The organism is Paracoccaceae bacterium (assembly GCA_033344815.1).
In the GTDB taxonomy this organism is placed as follows: Bacteria; Pseudomonadota; Alphaproteobacteria; order Rhodobacterales; family Rhodobacteraceae; genus Roseobacter.
This window is the reverse complement of record JAWPMR010000001.1, coordinates 2150046-2166220: the sequence shown is the minus strand read 5'-3', so window position 1 is coordinate 2166220 and position 16175 is coordinate 2150046. Positions and strand designations below refer to the sequence as shown.

19 protein-coding genes are annotated in these 16175 nt (G+C 56.9%); 12 read left to right on the top strand and 7 right to left on the bottom strand.

Features of this window, described 5'->3' with window-relative positions; all coding sequences use genetic code 11:
- Window positions 1-67: 67 nt before the first annotated feature.
- The 3 genes from R8G34_10100 (at window position 68) to R8G34_10090 (ending at window position 2090) form a co-directional block, all read left to right on the top strand.
- On the top strand, window positions 68-760 hold the full coding sequence (locus R8G34_10100) for a SprT family zinc-dependent metalloprotease (protein ID MDW3223221.1): 693 nt from the start codon (window positions 68-70) through the stop codon (window positions 758-760).
- 45 nt (window positions 761-805) lie between these two features.
- Window positions 806-1456 carry a GntR family transcriptional regulator gene (locus tag R8G34_10095; protein ID MDW3223220.1) on the top strand — a complete coding sequence of 217 codons (651 nt, stop codon included), beginning with the start codon at window positions 806-808 and terminating at the stop codon, window positions 1454-1456.
- Between the two features lie 151 nt (window positions 1457-1607).
- Window positions 1608-2090 (top strand): GNAT family N-acetyltransferase, encoded by a 483-nt coding sequence (locus tag R8G34_10090; GenBank protein MDW3223219.1) that lies wholly within the window; start codon window positions 1608-1610, stop codon window positions 2088-2090.
- A gap of 3 nt (window positions 2091-2093) precedes the next feature.
- Here R8G34_10090 and R8G34_10085 read toward each other — a convergent pair whose 3' ends face one another.
- The gene (locus tag R8G34_10085) at window positions 2094-3056 is read right to left on the bottom strand and encodes an acetyl-CoA carboxylase carboxyltransferase subunit alpha (protein MDW3223218.1); all 963 of its coding nucleotides are present in this window, start codon (window positions 3054-3056) and stop codon (window positions 2094-2096) included.
- A gap of 64 nt (window positions 3057-3120) precedes the next feature.
- Window positions 3121-3717, bottom strand: coding sequence for a LysE family translocator (locus R8G34_10080; GenBank protein ID MDW3223217.1), 597 nt, complete (start codon window positions 3715-3717; stop codon window positions 3121-3123).
- A gap of 73 nt (window positions 3718-3790) precedes the next feature.
- On the opposite strand from R8G34_10080, the gene R8G34_10075 reads away from it, so the two are divergent.
- Entirely contained in the window at window positions 3791-4243 is a 453-nt protein-coding gene (locus R8G34_10075; GenBank protein ID MDW3223216.1) for an Lrp/AsnC family transcriptional regulator, read from the top strand.
- 44 nt (window positions 4244-4287) lie between these two features.
- On the opposite strand, the gene R8G34_10070 is transcribed toward R8G34_10075, so the two are convergent.
- Both R8G34_10070 and R8G34_10065 read right to left on the bottom strand, forming a co-directional pair.
- Window positions 4288-4758, bottom strand: a complete 471-nt coding sequence (locus R8G34_10070; GenBank protein MDW3223215.1) for a DUF302 domain-containing protein — start codon at window positions 4756-4758, stop codon at window positions 4288-4290.
- Window positions 4759-4818: 60 nt separating this feature from the next.
- Window positions 4819-5775, bottom strand: coding sequence for an L-malyl-CoA/beta-methylmalyl-CoA lyase (locus tag R8G34_10065; GenBank protein ID MDW3223214.1), 957 nt, complete (start codon window positions 5773-5775; stop codon window positions 4819-4821).
- 249 nt (window positions 5776-6024) lie between these two features.
- Here R8G34_10065 and dgcN point away from each other — a divergent pair, with 249 nt between their 5' ends.
- From dgcN to R8G34_10045, 4 genes are all read left to right on the top strand, one after another.
- Window positions 6025-7026: an N-acetyltransferase DgcN gene (gene dgcN, locus R8G34_10060; protein MDW3223213.1), complete on the top strand. Its 1002-nt coding sequence runs from the start codon at window positions 6025-6027 to the stop codon at window positions 7024-7026.
- Window positions 7027-7092: 66 nt separating this feature from the next.
- Window positions 7093-8058 (top strand): N-acetyl-D-Glu racemase DgcA, encoded by a 966-nt coding sequence (gene dgcA, locus R8G34_10055; GenBank protein ID MDW3223212.1) that lies wholly within the window; start codon window positions 7093-7095, stop codon window positions 8056-8058.
- A 61-nt stretch (window positions 8059-8119) separates the two neighbouring features.
- Window positions 8120-8980 carry a D-amino-acid transaminase gene (locus R8G34_10050; GenBank protein ID MDW3223211.1) on the top strand — a complete coding sequence of 287 codons (861 nt, stop codon included), beginning with the start codon at window positions 8120-8122 and terminating at the stop codon, window positions 8978-8980.
- A 4-nt stretch (window positions 8981-8984) separates the two neighbouring features.
- Window positions 8985-9452: a MaoC family dehydratase gene (locus R8G34_10045; protein MDW3223210.1), complete on the top strand. Its 468-nt coding sequence runs from the start codon at window positions 8985-8987 to the stop codon at window positions 9450-9452.
- A gap of 283 nt (window positions 9453-9735) precedes the next feature.
- On the opposite strand, the gene R8G34_10040 is transcribed toward R8G34_10045, so the two are convergent.
- Window positions 9736-10512, bottom strand: a complete 777-nt coding sequence (locus R8G34_10040) for a leishmanolysin-related zinc metalloendopeptidase (protein ID MDW3223209.1) — start codon at window positions 10510-10512, stop codon at window positions 9736-9738.
- Between the two features lie 190 nt (window positions 10513-10702).
- Window positions 10703-11014 (bottom strand): DUF1244 domain-containing protein, encoded by a 312-nt coding sequence (locus R8G34_10035; protein MDW3223208.1) that lies wholly within the window; start codon window positions 11012-11014, stop codon window positions 10703-10705.
- Window positions 11015-11220: 206 nt separating this feature from the next.
- On the opposite strand from R8G34_10035, the gene pyk reads away from it, so the two are divergent.
- Window positions 11221-12669, top strand: a complete 1449-nt coding sequence (gene pyk, locus R8G34_10030; GenBank protein ID MDW3223207.1) for a pyruvate kinase — start codon at window positions 11221-11223, stop codon at window positions 12667-12669.
- A gap of 243 nt (window positions 12670-12912) precedes the next feature.
- Here the strand turns inward: pyk and R8G34_10025 are convergent, their stop codons facing one another.
- Window positions 12913-13713 carry an endonuclease/exonuclease/phosphatase family protein gene (locus R8G34_10025; GenBank protein MDW3223206.1) on the bottom strand — a complete coding sequence of 267 codons (801 nt, stop codon included), beginning with the start codon at window positions 13711-13713 and terminating at the stop codon, window positions 12913-12915.
- A gap of 210 nt (window positions 13714-13923) precedes the next feature.
- Here R8G34_10025 and R8G34_10020 point away from each other — a divergent pair, with 210 nt between their 5' ends.
- From R8G34_10020 to rplT, 3 genes are all read left to right on the top strand, one after another.
- Entirely contained in the window at window positions 13924-15288 is a 1365-nt protein-coding gene (locus tag R8G34_10020; GenBank protein ID MDW3223205.1) for an ISNCY family transposase, read from the top strand.
- Window positions 15289-15511: 223 nt separating this feature from the next.
- On the top strand, window positions 15512-15712 hold the full coding sequence (gene rpmI, locus R8G34_10015; GenBank protein MDW3223204.1) for a 50S ribosomal protein L35: 201 nt from the start codon (window positions 15512-15514) through the stop codon (window positions 15710-15712).
- An 11-nt stretch (window positions 15713-15723) separates the two neighbouring features.
- Window positions 15724-16089, top strand: a complete 366-nt coding sequence (gene rplT, locus R8G34_10010; GenBank protein ID MDW3223203.1) for a 50S ribosomal protein L20 — start codon at window positions 15724-15726, stop codon at window positions 16087-16089.
- Window positions 16090-16175: the final 86 nt, after the last annotated feature.

Sequence of the window (16175 nt, the reverse complement as noted above, 5' to 3'; positions counted from 1 at the left end):
AATTGCCATATGCAACGGAGGCTGTAAAGGCCTGCTGCGCACAAGGCCACCCCATAAGAGCCCGCCCATGTCTCAAATGTTCCTAGCCGGTGACCCGCCCATTGCCCTGATCCTGCGGCGTTCTGCCCGGGCGCAACGGATTTCCCTGCGTATTTCGCAGCTCGATGGGCGGGTCACCCTGACCTTGCCCAAACGTGTGTCGGAACGCGAAGCGATGGGTTTTGCGCGGGAAAAAGAGAGCTGGATTCGCAAGCATCTGGCTGCGCGCGGCGCGGATGTGGCCGTGGGTCTTGGCGCGGTTGTGCCCGTGGGTGGGTTGATGCACGAAGTGGTGGCAGGGTCTGGTCGCAAGGTCCGTTTTGAAGCGGGGCGGGTGGCTGTGCCCGGAAAACCGGAGCGGGCGGGGCGGCGGCTGGCGGGTTACCTCAAGACCATTGCGCGCGCGCGGCTGGCGGAGGCGTCTGATCATTATGCGGCCAAACTGGGGCGGCCCTACACAGCCTTGACCCTGCGCGACACGCGCTCGCGTTGGGGGTCCTGCACGTCGGAGGGGCGCTTGATGTATTCATGGCGTTTGATCCTTGCACCGCCTGAGGTGCTGGATTACGTCGCCGCGCATGAGGTCGCCCATCTGCTTGAAATGAACCACGCACCGGCATTCTGGGAGCACGTGCAACGCATTTACGGGGATTACAAAGCGCCCAGAGCGTGGCTGCGCAAACAGGGCGGGGATCTGCACCGCTACCGGTTTGACACCTGAGACGCAGCTCTTGACGCGCGGTCTATTTGTGATCACAAAACGCATATGATCCTCAGTCCCCGCCCCGCTGATGCCGCCCCGGTCGCACATGACCGCGTTTACCGCGCACTGCGCAGCCGCATTATGCAGGGTGATCTGCATCCGGGTCAGGGGCTCACGCTGCGTGGAATAGGCAAGGAATATGAGGTTTCGATGACGCCGGCACGCGAAGCCGTGCGTCGTCTGGTGGCTGAAGGGGCGCTGACCATGTCCTCGTCAGGCCGGGTGGCAACGCCCGAACTCAGCAATGAGCGGATCGAGGAACTGGCGGCCCTGCGCGCGCTCATCGAGGTGGAACTGGCCAGCCGCGCCTTGCCGCGTGCCCATATGGCGCTGATCGAGCGCATGCAAACGATCAATGCCTCCATCGCGGAGGCCGTCGCGCATCGGGACGCTGTCAGTTATCTGCGCACCAATCTGGAGTTCCATCGCACGCTCTATCTCAGGGCTCAGGCACCTGCGATGCTGGCGATGGCTGAAACTGTCTGGCTGCAGATGGGGCCGACGATGCGTGCGCTGTACGGGCGTTTGCGCAAGACTGAACCGCCGCAGTTCCACCGTTTGATCATCGCAGCCCTGCGCGCCGGGGATGAGCCGGGTCTGCGCCTTGCGGTACGCTCTGATGTGACCCAGGGATTGCGGATGCTGGCGAGCTGAACCAGCGGATTTACGCGACGTTTGCCCTTGAAAAATTCTACTATATGTAGAATTTTAACAGAATGTTGCCCTTAATTAGACACAATTTTACGTTGTATTTAGCGCGTGGTGTAGGGGTCACACGTTTGTTTTTGACGAGTAAATATTTGTAATGGAAAAAGAAAAACTAAAATTCTGTGGACAAATCAGGCCTGCGTCAGCGGCGGACCTGTCGGTCGTGGCAGGGATGGTGGCGAAACTGGCCACGCATCACGGCGATGTGGCCACCGTCACGCGCGAGGAACTGGCGCGTGACATTCTTGGGCCAAACCCCTGGGTTCGGGTCCTGCTGGCGGAATTGCGGGGGACATGCGTCGGCTATGCAGCGCTCTGTCCCCTGGCAAGGGTGCAGTATGGGATGCGGGGTATGGATCTGCATCACCTTTACGTCGTGCCGGAAGCGCGCAGAACCGGTGTCGCCAAAGCGTTGATTGAGGCCAGTCAAACAGTTGCGGAGCAGCAAGGGTGCCGATATCTCGCCGTGGGCACCCATCCGGAGAATACCCTGGTGCATGCAATATATCCTGCCCTCGGGTTTGATCGACTGGACGCGCCCGGGCCCCGTTTCAGTATCACGCTGAAACCTGCGTCCTGAACCTCAGGCGGCGAGCCCTTTCGCTCCGATTTCGATGAATTTGGTACGGCGATCTTTGACAAGCTCGGCCGCGTCTTTGGTCTTGAGATCCTTGAGCATACCTTCGATTGCGCGCCCGACGGCGGCAATGGCGTGCCCTGCGTTTCTGTGCGCGCCGCCTGTCGGTTCGGGAATGATCCGGTCAATGACGCCCAGTTGTTTCAGATCATCCGCCGTCAGGCGCAACGCCTCTGCGGCTTCGCGCATCTTTTCGGCGTCTTTCCACAAGATCGAGGCACAGCCCTCCGGGCTGATTACCGAATAAACCGAATGCTCCAGCATTGCCACACGGTTGGCCGTCGCAAAGGCGACAGCGCCGCCTGAGCCGCCCTCGCCGATGATCACCGAAACCAGTGGTACACCGATCTGCAGGCATTTCTCAGTGGCGCGCGCGATAGCCTCAGACTGGCCGCGTTCCTCAGCCCCCTTGCCGGGATAGGCGCCCGGCGTGTCCACCAGCGTGATCACGGGCAGATTAAAACGGTGGGCAATGTCCATCAGGCGGATTGCCTTGCGGTATCCTTCGGGGCGCGCCATGCCGAAATTACGTTCGATGCGAGATTTGGTATCATGTCCCTTTTCATGACCGATCACAATGACCGGCTGGTCGTTGAACCGGGCCAATCCGCCCATCACCGCATGATCATCGGCAAAGTTACGGTCGCCGGCCAAGGGCGTGTAATCGGTGAAGAGCGCCTTGATGTAATCATGGCAATGCGGGCGCTCGGGGTGACGCGCGACCTGACATTTGCGCCAGGGCGTCAGCGATTTGTAAAGATCCACCAGCATCGTGCTGGCCTTGGCGTCCAATGCGGCGGCCTCGTCCGTGACGTCCATTTCCTCACTGGCGCGGGCCAGCGCACGCAGTTCTTCCGCTTTGCCTTCGATTTCAGCCAGCGGTTTCTCGAAATCCATGTATTGAGTCATGGGGCGCCTGTCTTTTGTTGCTCGACCTTTATATGGCGGGCATTGCAGGGCATTGCAACGGGTGTCAGGCGGGCCAGAGCACCGGATAAAGCGACGCAATGAGCATCGCGGCCATGCTCCAGTTGAAGATTTGCAAGCGAAAAGGATTAGTCAGCAGACGCGCCATTTGCTGGCCCATCATGGTCCAGAGTGTGATCGAGGGCAGGTTCACAAGACCAAATACCAGAGCCACCAACGCAAAGGCGGCCAGGGTCTGGCCCGGCGCATAGACCGACAGGGCGGTCAGCGCCATCGCCCAGGCTTTGGGGTTGACCCATTGGAAAGCAGCGGCCTGAAGGAAGGTCATCGGTGTGCCCTGCGCGCTGTCCTTTTTGATCGCGGCAGCAGTGGCTATTTTCCATGCGAGATAGGCCAGATAGCCCACGGATATGATTTTCAGGATCCTGTGGCTGATCGGGTAACTGTCAAAGATCTGCGACAGACCCGCCCCGACCAAGATGATCATGACGGTGAATCCGATGGAAATCCCCAGCATATGTGGGATTGAGCGGATGAAACCGTAATTTGCGCCTGAGGCCATCAGCATCAGGTTGTTTGGCCCCGGAGTGGCGGAGCTGACGAAAGCAAAGAGGATCAAGGCGGAGAGGATTTCAAGTGTCATAGTTGCAATCATCAGCCGGTTTATCGGATTTTTAGTTGCGTTCTTGCGCGGGCGTGCGGTAATTTCGCAACTTATGGCTAGCATTGATGAGAAAAGCGGTCAAATATTGCGTGAGCTGAAACGCGATGGGCGTGTCAGCAATCTGGAACTGGCGGAGCGCGTGGGACTGTCGCCCTCGGCCTGTCTGCGCCGGGTGCAGGAGCTTGAACGCAGTGGTGTGATCAAAGGGTACCGCGTGGTGTTGGATCCGACTCCTTTGGGCATTGGGTTTGTCGCGTACATCGGTGTCGGGTTGGGTGATCATTCCAAGGCCTCGCAGGAAGCTTTCGAGCGGGCGATTTCGCGCGCGCCGGAGGTGGTGGAATGTCACAATATCACCGGATCCATTGAGTATCTGTTGCGCATCGAATGCGCCGATTTGCCCAGTTACAAGATGTTTCACACTGACAAACTGGGCGCCTTGCCACAGGTCACTTCGATCACGTCCTATGTGGTCATGGGCTCGCCCAAAGATGAGCGGGCGTGAGGGCAGTTAAGGGCGGGATATGAGTATTTTTGGCCAAAAGAAGTCTAACGCGTCGCGGCATCGGCAATGGTTTCAAAACGTTGGTCGAGTTCATCGGTGAGGGCTTTAAGGGCTGCGCCGCCCTCATCCTGATAGGGTGCAAAGACAAATCCAGGTGTTTTATAGGAGAGGGTTGCGGTACCGTCGGTGTTTTCCGTGACGTAGAAGCGGACAGGCGCTTCGATCATTGCGGCAGTGGAAAGGTTCAGGATCTTGACAGCGAAGTCATTGTTGAACACGCCCACGACGCGGTTTTCGGGAATGGTGATGCCGCGATTGCGTGCCGTATCGGTTGGACCTGCCTGCGTCACGACGCCCATTTTATGCGACTTTACGGCTTTTTTCAGGTCAGCCAGCAAGTTGGCGTGGGTCTTTTGTGTGGGGATCACCACCCAACCCTCGCGCAGGTCAATATATTGCGCCTGGGCGGATGAGATCCACACTGCGGCAAGGATGGTGGCAAAGATGCGGTACATGGCGGACTCCTTCGCGCTGATCCAGACATGCGCAGGCGCAAAAACCAAATCAAACTTGCGTCAACCGTTGATCATTTCCGATTGTCGCACGATCACCTCGGCCTGCTTGATGGAGGCAATGTCGACGAGGCGGCCCTTGTAGACCGTCGCGCCTTCGCCTTTGGCCTTGGCGTCTGCCATGGCTGCAAGGATTTCGCGGGCCTCGGCGACGGCTGCGTCTGAGGGGGTGAAGACCTCATTTGCGATGGCAACCTGTTTGGGGTGGATCGCCCATTTGCCGACCATACCCAGGGTCGCAGAACGGCGCGCCTGCGCGCGGAAACCATCATCATCGGAAAAGTCACCAAACGGGCCGTCAACAGGTAGAACGCCATGGGTGCGGCAGGCCGCGACAATGGCTGCCTGTGCCCAGTGCCATGGATCGGACCAGTGTTTCTGGCCCTGATAGTGCATGTAATAGTTTTCCTGTGTCCCGCCGATGCCTGTTGTTTGCATGCCCATGGAGGCGGCGAAATCGGCGGCTCCGAGGCTCATCGCCTGCAATCGTGGCGAACTGGCTGCGATTTCTTCAACATGGGCGATGCCAGCGGCGGATTCGATGATCACCTCAAAGCTGATTTTCTTGTCGCGCCCTTTTGCGGCCTCCACGGATGTGACCAGCGCGTCCACGGCATAGATGTCGCCTGCGCAGCCCACCTTGGGGATCATGATCTGGTCCAGCCGGTCCCCGGCTTGTTCCAACAGATCAACTACGTCGCGATACCAGAACGGTGTGTCCAGCCCATTGATGCGGACTGACAGGGTTTTATTGCCCCAGTCGACATCCGATACCGCCGCGATGACATTGGCGCGTGCGCTGTCCTTGTCCGAGGGGGCCACGCTGTCTTCGAGGTCAAGGTTGATCACATCCGCAGCCGAGGCGGCCATTTTTTCAAAAATCGCAGGGCGTGAGCCGGGCCCGAAGAGCTGACATCGGTTTGGACGGGCAGGGGCGGCGGGCTGGATCTTGAAACTCATGGCGGACCTCGGTGTAATAAAATGTCGATCTGATCGCCTCAGCAGTTATTAAATTGCGCGCGTGCTCGCAAGGGGATTTTGCAGTTGCAGCATTCTGCGGCGCATGGTGTAGATGCGCTTAATTATTGCCATTTTTCCCGAATTATTCGAAGAAAGTTCTCAATTCAGACGTCAAACATGTGATTCCGAGATGTCATTGCGCCAGAATTCCGCGAGATTGCGAGCAAACACCGACTCGGGGGATATACCATGATCGAAACACCATATCTTTTGTTCCTGGGCGATGCGCCCGATCAATTGGCCGCAAAAGTTGCGCAAGGCATCAAGGACTGGCGTCCTGAAAACGCCGTGGGCCAGTTCCGCATGGAAGGTTGCAAGGCGGACGTGGGATTGCAGGACATGTCCTTGCAAGAGGCCAGGGACGCGGGGGCAAAAACCGTTGTCATCGGCGTGGCCAATCGTGGCGGGTACATCAGCAAGGAATGGCGTCGCGTGCTGGTGGAAGCGTTGGAGATGGGGTTTGATCTGGCCAGCGGGTTGCATAACCTGTTGCGCGATGAATCTGAACTGATGGCGGCGGCTCAGGTGCATGGCGGTACCTTGCATGACGTGCGCGTGCCCACGGACGCTTATCCGATTGCAAACGGTGTCAAGCGGGCCGGAAAGCGCGTTCTGGCCGTGGGGACCGATTGTTCGGCGGGCAAGATGTATACCGCTTTGGCGCTGGATGCGTCGATGCGTGAGAAGGATATGAAAAGCACGTTCCGCGCCACGGGCCAGACCGGCATCTTGATCACGGGTCATGGCGTGCCCCTGGATGCGGTGATTGCGGATTTCATGGCAGGGGCCGTTGAATACCTGACGCCGGACAATGAAGAGGATCACTGGGATATCATCGAGGGGCAGGGGAGCTTGTTCCATGTGTCTTATTCCGGGGTGACACTTGCGTTGATCCATGGCGGTCAGCCGGACGCTCTGATCATTTGCCATGAGCCGACGCGCAAACACATGCGCGGCTTGCCGGGGTATCCACTGCCCAGCATCGAAGCGGTGCGCGATACGGCGCTGCAGTTTGCGCATGTGGCAAACCCTGATTGCAAGGTCGTTGGTGTGTCGATCAACACGCAACATCTGAGCGAGCAGGAGGCCACGGATTATTGTGCCGAGGTTGAAGCACGGCTTGGTGTGCCCACGGTTGATCCTTTTCGCCACGGTGCGGCGCGATTGGCGGAGGCGCTTGCTGATCTTTAGAGTGTCGGGTGTTTTTTGCGTCGGAGCCTCCGGCGGGAGTATTTGTCGCCAAAAGAAAGGGTGAGCATGGAAATCGCTGTTAGCTGGGATGTGTTTCGTCTTGCGCAGGTCTTTACGATCAGTCGCGGGTCGCGATCAGAGGCCAGGGTTTTAAGCGTTCGGATCAAGGACGGCACCTGTGAGGGGTGGGGCGAATGCGTTCCCTATGCGCGCTATGATGAAACGTTGGAAAGTGTAACGGCGCAGATTGAAAGCCTGTCTGGAGATTTGACGCGGCCAGCGCTTTTTGATGCGCTGCCTGCCGGGGCCGCGCGCAATGCTGTGGATTGTGCGCTGTGGGATCTGGAGGCGAAACGCGCAGGCAAACGCGCGTGGGAGTTGGCCGGACTGCCTGCGCCGCAGCCTGAAATCACCGCTTATACGCTGTCGTTGGATGCACCTGAGAAGATGCGCATGCAGGCGCGTGAACATGCGCATCGGCCCTTGTTAAAGATCAAGCTGGGCACGCCGGATGACATGCCCCGGCTTGAAGCGGTTCGTGCAGGTGCGCCCAAATCGCGGATCATTATTGACGCTAATGAAGGCTGGAGCGCGGAAATCTATGCCGATTTGGCGCCGCATTTGGTACGATTGGGTGTGCAATTGGTTGAGCAACCTCTGCCTGCCGGGGAGGATGATGCGCTGATCGGGCTGGAGCGTCCGGTGCCGGTTTGTGCTGATGAAAGCTGCCATGATCGCGCCAGCTTGCCGGGTCTCAGGGGCAAATACGACATGATCAACATCAAGCTGGACAAGGCTGGTGGGCTGACAGAGGCGCTGGCCTTGCGGCGCGAGGGTCTGGCGCTTGGATATGATGTGATGGTGGGCTGCATGGTGGGTTCCAGTCTCGCCATGGCCCCGGCGACGATTTTGGCGCAAGGTGCACGTGTGACGGATCTGGACGGGCCGTTGTTGTTGGCCGAAGACCGCGATAACGCGTTGGTTTTCGACGAAATGGGCGTGCACCCGCCCGAAGCCGGGTTGTGGGGATAGGCGTCACCGGATATCTGGGTTTGTGAACGTGTGGGGAAGGACCCCGCAGAAGGAGAATGACATGCGCACGGTTTATCTGAATGGCGACTACCTGCCCGAAAACGAGGCATCTGTTTCAATCTTTGACCGGGGCTTTCTGATGGCGGATGGCGTCTATGAGGTCACCTCTGTTCTGGGCGGGAAACTGATTGATTTTGACGGCCACGCAGTGCGATTGCAGCGCTCTCTGGAGGCGCTGGACATGCGCAATCCGATCAGCCTGGAAGACCTTCTTGAAGTTCACCGGGAGCTGGTACGGGTGAACGAGATTGATGAGGGCATGATTTACCTTCAGATCACGCGTGGCGCACCCGGAGATCGTGATTTTGTCTTCCCCGACCCTGAGACAACCGATCCAACGATCGTGTTGTTTACCCAGTCCAAGCCCGGCCTTGCCAACAGCCCGGCGGCGCAAAAAGGCATGAAAGTCATCAGTATTGAGGACATTCGGTGGGGACGGCGTGACATCAAGACGGTGCAACTGCTTTATCCGTCAATGGGCAAGATGATGGCCAAGAAAGCCGGCGCCGATGATGCCTGGATGATCGAGGATGGGTTCGTGACCGAGGGCACCAGCAACAACGCCTATATCGTCAAGGGCAACAAGATCATCACGCGGGCACTGAGCAATGATATTCTGCATGGGATCACCCGGGCCGCGGTGTTGCGGTTTGCGCAAGAGGCGCAGATGGAAGTTGAGGAGCGCAATTTCACCATTGATGAGGCTAAGGACGCGGATGAGGCGTTTATCACCTCCGCCAGCACATTTGTAATGCCGGTCGTTGAAATCGATGGGGTGGCATTGGGAGAAGGTGTGCCCGGCCGCGTGGCACCGCGTTTACGTGAGATATACCTTGAGGAAAGCCTGAAAGCTGCGATCTGACGCGGTGTCCGTACCTGCGTCTCTTTCACTGTCTGCTCTGAAAGCGATGGAAGGGCAGGAAATTGGCCGTTCCGATTGGGTGGAAATCTCACAGGCGCGCATTGATGCCTTTGCCGATGTAACCGAGGATTGGCAGGCCATCCACCTGGATCCGTCCGTTGGTAGTGCTGCGGGATTTGATGGCACGGTGGCGCATGGGTTTTTGACGCTGTCGATGTTGTCGGCCATGGCCTACAGCGGTGTGCCCCAGATTGAGGGACAGGTTGCATCGCTCAACTATGGTTTTGACCGGGTCAGGTTTACCGGACCGGTGCCGGCGGGTGCCCGGATGCTGGCAACGTTTACTCTGCGGTCTTTGGAGTCCAGACCAGATGGTTCCCTGATGGTGCTCACTGGTGTGACTGTTCGTGTTGAAGGTGCGGCGCGGGCCGTGCTGATGGCGGATTGGCGCATTCTCTACACGTTTGCCTGACTCGACAGGTTTTCAGCGCCAAAAGAGTGCTGCGTGCTCTGGAGTTGAGCCGGGGGGGAGACAAGACCCTGACGCAGCCCTTTTCGCCAAGTATCGCGCAGAATGATGGCAGGAACGGTCAGACCGAGGATCGGGAGTGCTCAGCTCGATGCAGGATGGAGACGTGTTTCGCAAAGTGCCACTTGAAGTGGCAATCATATCTGGCATTGCCACAAAGGTGTGATCCATGCTTATGCGCGGTGTCTTGTCTCCCCCATCGCCTCAAAGAGCGTTGAGCGAATGCTCAACCGGTGCGAAGCCGGCGTTTTGTCAGCCGCGGCACCATCAGCAACCCGAATCCGCCAATGGTCAACCATATCCCGGACGGGAGCGGGATGGCTGTGACCACCGCACGAGTTTCATAACCCAGGTCTCGGAAGGACGCGATTGTTGTCTCGCTCAGAAATAGAGGTGGCTCAACATATCCGGTCATCAGCTCGTTCGGCCCGCCGGCCCATGTTTCGTCCCAATGCGCATCGCGTGTTCCCGGCGCGCCATCCAACTCGGCCGGTACGAATTCAGCGACCGGATCAAACTCCGCGCGATACGCATTAACGGCATTGGTCCCGGTGTATTGGCCGCTGCCAATTTCATAGACACCGTTGGCTTCCCACAATGTGCCGAACCCCAAAACATGGGCCACCTCGTGCAAAAGCACCTCAAAGAGGGTCCCGGACGCTTCAAGGCGATTGAGGTCGGCGGTGTCAAAATCAACTGACCCGCGCGTGGGCAGAGTGTAACCGCTCTGCTTTACGAGGCCGTTGGGCCTGCCAAACGCGACAAAACCGTCTTCACCGTCAATGTCGAAGGCATAGACGTTGATGACAACATCATTGATCGTGATCCCTGGCTGATACCCCGGGAGCAATGTTTCCCAAAAACGCTCAGCCTCAGCCAGCAACTGCAACTGGGTCTTTGACGTTCCAGCCGGGGTCGCAAAAGACAAATTCAAGGTAGACGAAAGCGCCGCATGCGGCAGTAGCAGAAGCAGGAAAAGGAGTGCAGACACTGTGAAACGCATTGAGAAACCTCCACTTTTCGGAGGTCAGGCTTAAGACAGTGATCATATGTGTCAACACGTCATGCGGGAAAACGGCAGGCTTCCGCCTTGATCCGGGCGGCCACATGCCGACCGGCCCCGGAGCGTCCTGATTTTTCCCTTTGTGTGCACAAGGCTGGGGCAAGGACCCAAAGAGAACGGGTTTCCAGCTTCAGTCTTTGCCTACATTTTCAGCGAACGCTTTTTTGAAAGCCTTTTGTTGATCCCCGCTGGCGTCCGTTTGAAACTGGGTTTTCCATGTTTCCATTGTCATCCCATAAAAAAGTTCACGCGCCTCGTCCTTGCCAATCTGAATGCCTTTTTCAGCGGCAGCCTCGGCATACCAACGGCTCAGGCAATTGCGGCAAAACCCGGCGAGGTTCATCATATCTATGTTTTGAACGTCCGTGCGGTCTTCCATCAGATGTTTTTGCAACCGGCGAAATGCGGCGGCTTGCAATTCGATCTCTTCCTGTGTGGGCATGGGTGCCTCCTTTTACATGACTTCCAGATTGGTGTGCCGCGCGCGCATGTCAACCGCGCGGGCATTACTTGCACCGGGTGCATATGCCGTGTCATCAAAGAGTAATGGAATTTAACCATGGTGACGGTGGTTGCTCTGGCAGTCATCATGCGACATAAGATGCGCAATCCGTTAGCGGTAACAAGCCAATAAGGACGACATTTGAGATGAGACGCACCCGCAACGTCAAAATCGTGGCCACCCTAGGGCCGGCCTCGGACACCCGTGAGATGATCCAGGCGCTGCATGCGGCTGGAGCAGATGTGTTCCGGCTCAACATGAGCCACGGCAGCCACGAAGAAATCCGTGAAAAGCACGCCATCATACGTGAGATTGAAAAAGAGAGCGGTGGCAGCATTTGTATTCTGGCCGACTTGCAGGGACCGAAACTTCGCGTCGGCGTATTCGCCAATGAAGACGGGGAAATGTTGGAAGACGGCGCGGCGTTTCGCATGGATCTTGATGAGGCCGAAGGGGACGCCACACGTGTCTGCTTGCCGCATCCGGAGATTTTTGCAGCGCTTGAGCCCGGGTCGAGCCTGTTGGTGAATGATGGGAAGATCCGGCTGAAAGTGGATGCCTGCGGTCCTGATTTTGCCGATTGCACGGTGATCGCTGGCGGTGTGATTTCAAACCGCAAGGGCGTGAATGTTCCTGATGTGGTTTTGCCGCTGGCTGCCTTGTCGGACAAGGATCGCAAGGATCTTGCTTTTGTGTGCGATCTTGGCGTGGACTGGCTGGCGCTCAGTTTTGTGCAGCGCCCCGAGGATGTGTTGGAAGCTTCCGACCTTGCCAATGGCCGAGCGGCGATTCTGTCCAAGATTGAAAAACCTGCAGCGGTGAAAAATTTTGACGACATCCTGAAGGTCAGTGATGGCATCATGGTGGCGCGTGGCGATCTGGGTGTTGAATTGCCGGTGCAGAACGTGCCACCCATCCAGAAACGTCTCGTGCGTAAATGCCGCTCGGCGGCCAAACCTGTCATCGTCGCCACACAGATGATGGAAAGCATGATCGACAGCCCAATGCCGACGCGCGCCGAGGTTTCCGATGTTGCCACAGCGATCTATGAGGGTGCGGATGCGGTGATGTTGTCGGCGGAATCCGCCGCCGGATCCTATCCCATCGAGGCGGTTACGACGATGAACAACGTCGCGACCGAAGTGGAACAGGACCCGACCTACACCCAGATCATCGAAGCCTCTCGCGAAAGCAAAGGTGCCACGATCGCGGATGGGATTGTTTCCGCGGCCCGCGAAATAGCGGAAACCACCAACATCAAGGCCATTTGCTGTTTTTCCCAGAGCGGAACGACGGCGGCTCTGGTCGCACGCGAGCGGCCTCGTGTGCCGATTATTGCGATGACGTCGGTGGCTCGTACGGCGCGGCAATTGACGCTCTATTGGGGCACCAATTGCGTGATCGTCGACCCGCTGGATCGGTTCAAGATGGCCGTTGTCCAATCAGCGCGCGCAGCGACACGGCAGGGCTATGCCGATAAAGATGACATGATTGTGGTTACTGCGGGCGTGCCCTTCAACGTGCCAGGCAGTACCAACATCTTGCGTGTCGCTCCTTGTGACGAGCGTTTGATTTTCAACTCTGATCCGGAATAGAGCACAGCCTGTCTGGCGGTTGTGCGGACTTTCCCGCCATTCGCCTTTCTGATTTCGCTGACTCGGCATGGCCTCGCGCTCGCAGTATGTCTGTCGCTGCGCTACAGTTCAAGTCGCCAATTCGGTCATTCAATCTGGTTCCATTCCGTAAAATACAAACTTCACTTTCGCTGTACGGTGTCAAAACCGGTGGGACGCGGACTGTGCTTGCGGAGGGATCAGGTAATTCATCGTTTGCCTAAGCTAAATGTTCAAAATGAGCGGACAATGATCTGAAACTTCCGGATCGTAAACCACATCAAATCTCTGCACCGCGTCGGCATCACTGATCAGCATATAATCGGCGAACCTTCCCGCCTTTTTGTATTGAGAATTTCGTGTGCTCGTAAATCCGCGTCCAATCACCAGTTCAGATAGACCGGCATTTGTTAGAATACGAAGCGTCTCACTATCTGGCTCGACATTGAAATCTCCACAGATCACCGTCAAGTCTTCTGGCTCTGATACCCGTTGCGAGAGATTAAGTAATCGTTGTGCCTGCTCTGCACGTTCAGGTGTATCCATCTTTCCACTTAAGTCGCGCAGCCCATGCATATGTGTAACACTGATGGAACGATTGGAATTGTAATCGTACACCCGCACGCCATGTGCGCTGCGAGATCGAGGGTGATCTCCGTAGCCAACCGGTGAGAACGTTTTGTGGACGAAGCCTTGAACCTGACCAATGATAGGAACTGACTTATGCACAAAGGTTGCTAAACCCCATTGTGAAGGGATCGACTGGTCTTTATCCCATAAAACACCCTGCGCGGCTGGACAGAAAATAGCTACATGATCGGGCAATGCTCTGGACACATCGCGGAAGAAATTTGCGCGCTGCGGCAGGATGTGATCCCCATCACGGTATGTCAGCCAATCTTTTTCTGACGATGGACTATGGACGACCTCTTGCAAGCATAGAATTTCGGGAGCGGCGCTTTGGATGTAAGGCAGCAAGTCTTCGTGTAGCTTTCCACCCCAACCGTTTAAGCACATAATTTCCATCGGGGACTCCTTATCAGCGTCGAATCCTGACATTCTCTGGATTATAGAAATTCTGCAAGATGGGCTCAAAGTCGACGTTTCTCGAATTTCGGTAGCTATACATAACTCCGATTGTCGGGTCGCCCGTGTGTAGCGGCAAAGCTAAAATGTCACCCATGAGCAATTCAGGAATGTCACTCTACCCTCAAAACTTACTGAGGGTGAGCAGACATGGGATGGGTGGTTATGAGCGAGCGCGAACTGAACCGTGTAGAGGTTCTGGCGCAGGTCGATGATGGTCGTCTGAGCGTCGACAACGCTGCGAACATGTTGGACCTGACGCGTCGGCAGATTTTCCGGCTGTTGAAGCGATACCGTCAGGATGGCGCATCGGCGATCCGGCATAAGGCGCGTGGCAAACCTCCGAATAATCGCATCCATCATGCCAAGCGGGACTATGCTCTGAGCCTCATCAAAGAGGACTACGCGGATTTCGGGCCGACATTGGCTGCTGAGATGCTGGCCGAACATCATGGGCTCAAGATGTCGCGCGAGACATTGCGCAAATGGATGGTCGAGGACGGGATTTGGCTATCCCGCAAACAACGACGCACATTCCATCAGCCCAGACTGCGCCGGGAGTGCTTTGGAGAATTGATTCAGATCGACGGCTCAGATCACCGATGGTTCGAGGATCGGGGTGACCCCTGCACCCTGCTCGTCTTCATCGATGATGCGACCAGCACGTTGATGGAACTGCTATTTGTGACGTCGGAGAGCACGTTCAGCTACTTTGAAGCCCTAGAAAGCTACCTGCTGAAGCACGGTCGCCCGGTTGCATTTTACAGCGACAAACACACGGTGTTCAGGGTTCCTAAACCCAATGAACACATGACGGGCATGACTCAGTTTGGGCGTGCCTTGGCCGAGCTGAACATCGAGATCATCTGCGCCAATTCATCCCAAGCCAAAGGGCGTGTCGAACGCGCGAACCGAACGTTGCAGGACAGGTTGGTCAAGGAGCTGCGCCTTGCGGGTATCTCCAACATGGAAGATGGCAATGCATTCTTGGTGGGCTTCGTTGAACGCTATAACGCGAAGTTTGCAAAGGCACCCGCCAAGCCGGACAACCTGCATCGTGCTTTGAACATCGCGCCGGATCGCCTCGTGGAAGTCTTTTGTCTCCGCGACAAACGCTATGTCACTAAGGATTTGACGCTGAAGTATGACCGCAAACGTATCCGGCTGGAGGTTAACGATCTGACACGCGGCCTCGTTGGCACATACGTTGATGTCTACGAGATGCCGGATGCACGCATCCAGGTGCGTGCCAAAGGCGTTGCCCTGCCCTGCAGCATCTTCGATCCGAACCAACAGCGTGTCACCCACGCAGCAATCACCGAGAACAAGAATCTCAGCGCTGTGCTGGCCCACATCAAGAAAGAGCAGGAGAAAGCCGCGTCTCCGCCAAAGGTCAAACCCGTCAGCGCAAAGAACAATTACAAAAAGAACGGGCGCCGGAATACAGGCTGGAACAGCCTTGCAGACCAAAAGCGCATCGCAGACCGCAAAGCCAGCCAGGACTGCGATAGCTGAGGTCTCCGCCCTGTCAGGCTTTGCTTCCCTCAGCGCATTTGGTGACATTCCTGCTTTGCAGAACCGGTGACATTTCTACTTGGTTGCAACACCGTGTTAGGTCCGGTATTCGCCTCTTGTCAAATGAGATGCTTTCCCCTAACTAGCGGCTTCTCATTGCGGGACCGGCCCATGTGGCATGCCGAGTCGCGCTGGAAACCGACTTGAACGATAGGAGACGGAAATGCCCAAGATGAAGACGAAATCGAGCGCCAAAAAGCGCTTCAAGGTGACGGCCACTGGCAAGGTCATCGGCGGACAGGCTGGCAAACGCCACGGCATGATCAAGCGGACCCGCAAATTTATCCGTAACGCAAGGGGTACAACTGAGTTGTCTGCACCCGATGCCAAGATCATCAAGGGCTTCATGCCCTACGACCGCTAAGGAGAGCTGATATGTCCCGAGTTAAAGGTGGTACAGTCACCCACGCCCGTCACAAGAAGGTCATAAAGGCCGCCAAAGGTTATTACGGCCGCCGCAAGAGCACCTTCAAGGTTGCCCGTCAGGCCGTGGACAAGGCCAATCAATACGCGACCCGTGACCGCAAGAATCGCAAGCGCAATTTCCGCGCCCTTTGGATCCAGCGGATCAACGCTGCCGTGCGCAGCCATGATGACGCGCTGACATACAGTCGTTTTATCAATGGGTTGACCCTGGCCGGTATCGAAGTCGACCGCAAAGTATTGGCTGATCTGGCCGTGCATGAGCCCGATGCTTTTGGCGCGATCGTGAAGCAAGCTCAAGACGCATTGGCAGCCTGAAACTCCTTTGCGCAACAAGATTAGGAAGGCCGCTCCGGGTGTGGGGCGGTTTTTCGTTTTCTAATGACTCGTGCTGCCCAAAGATG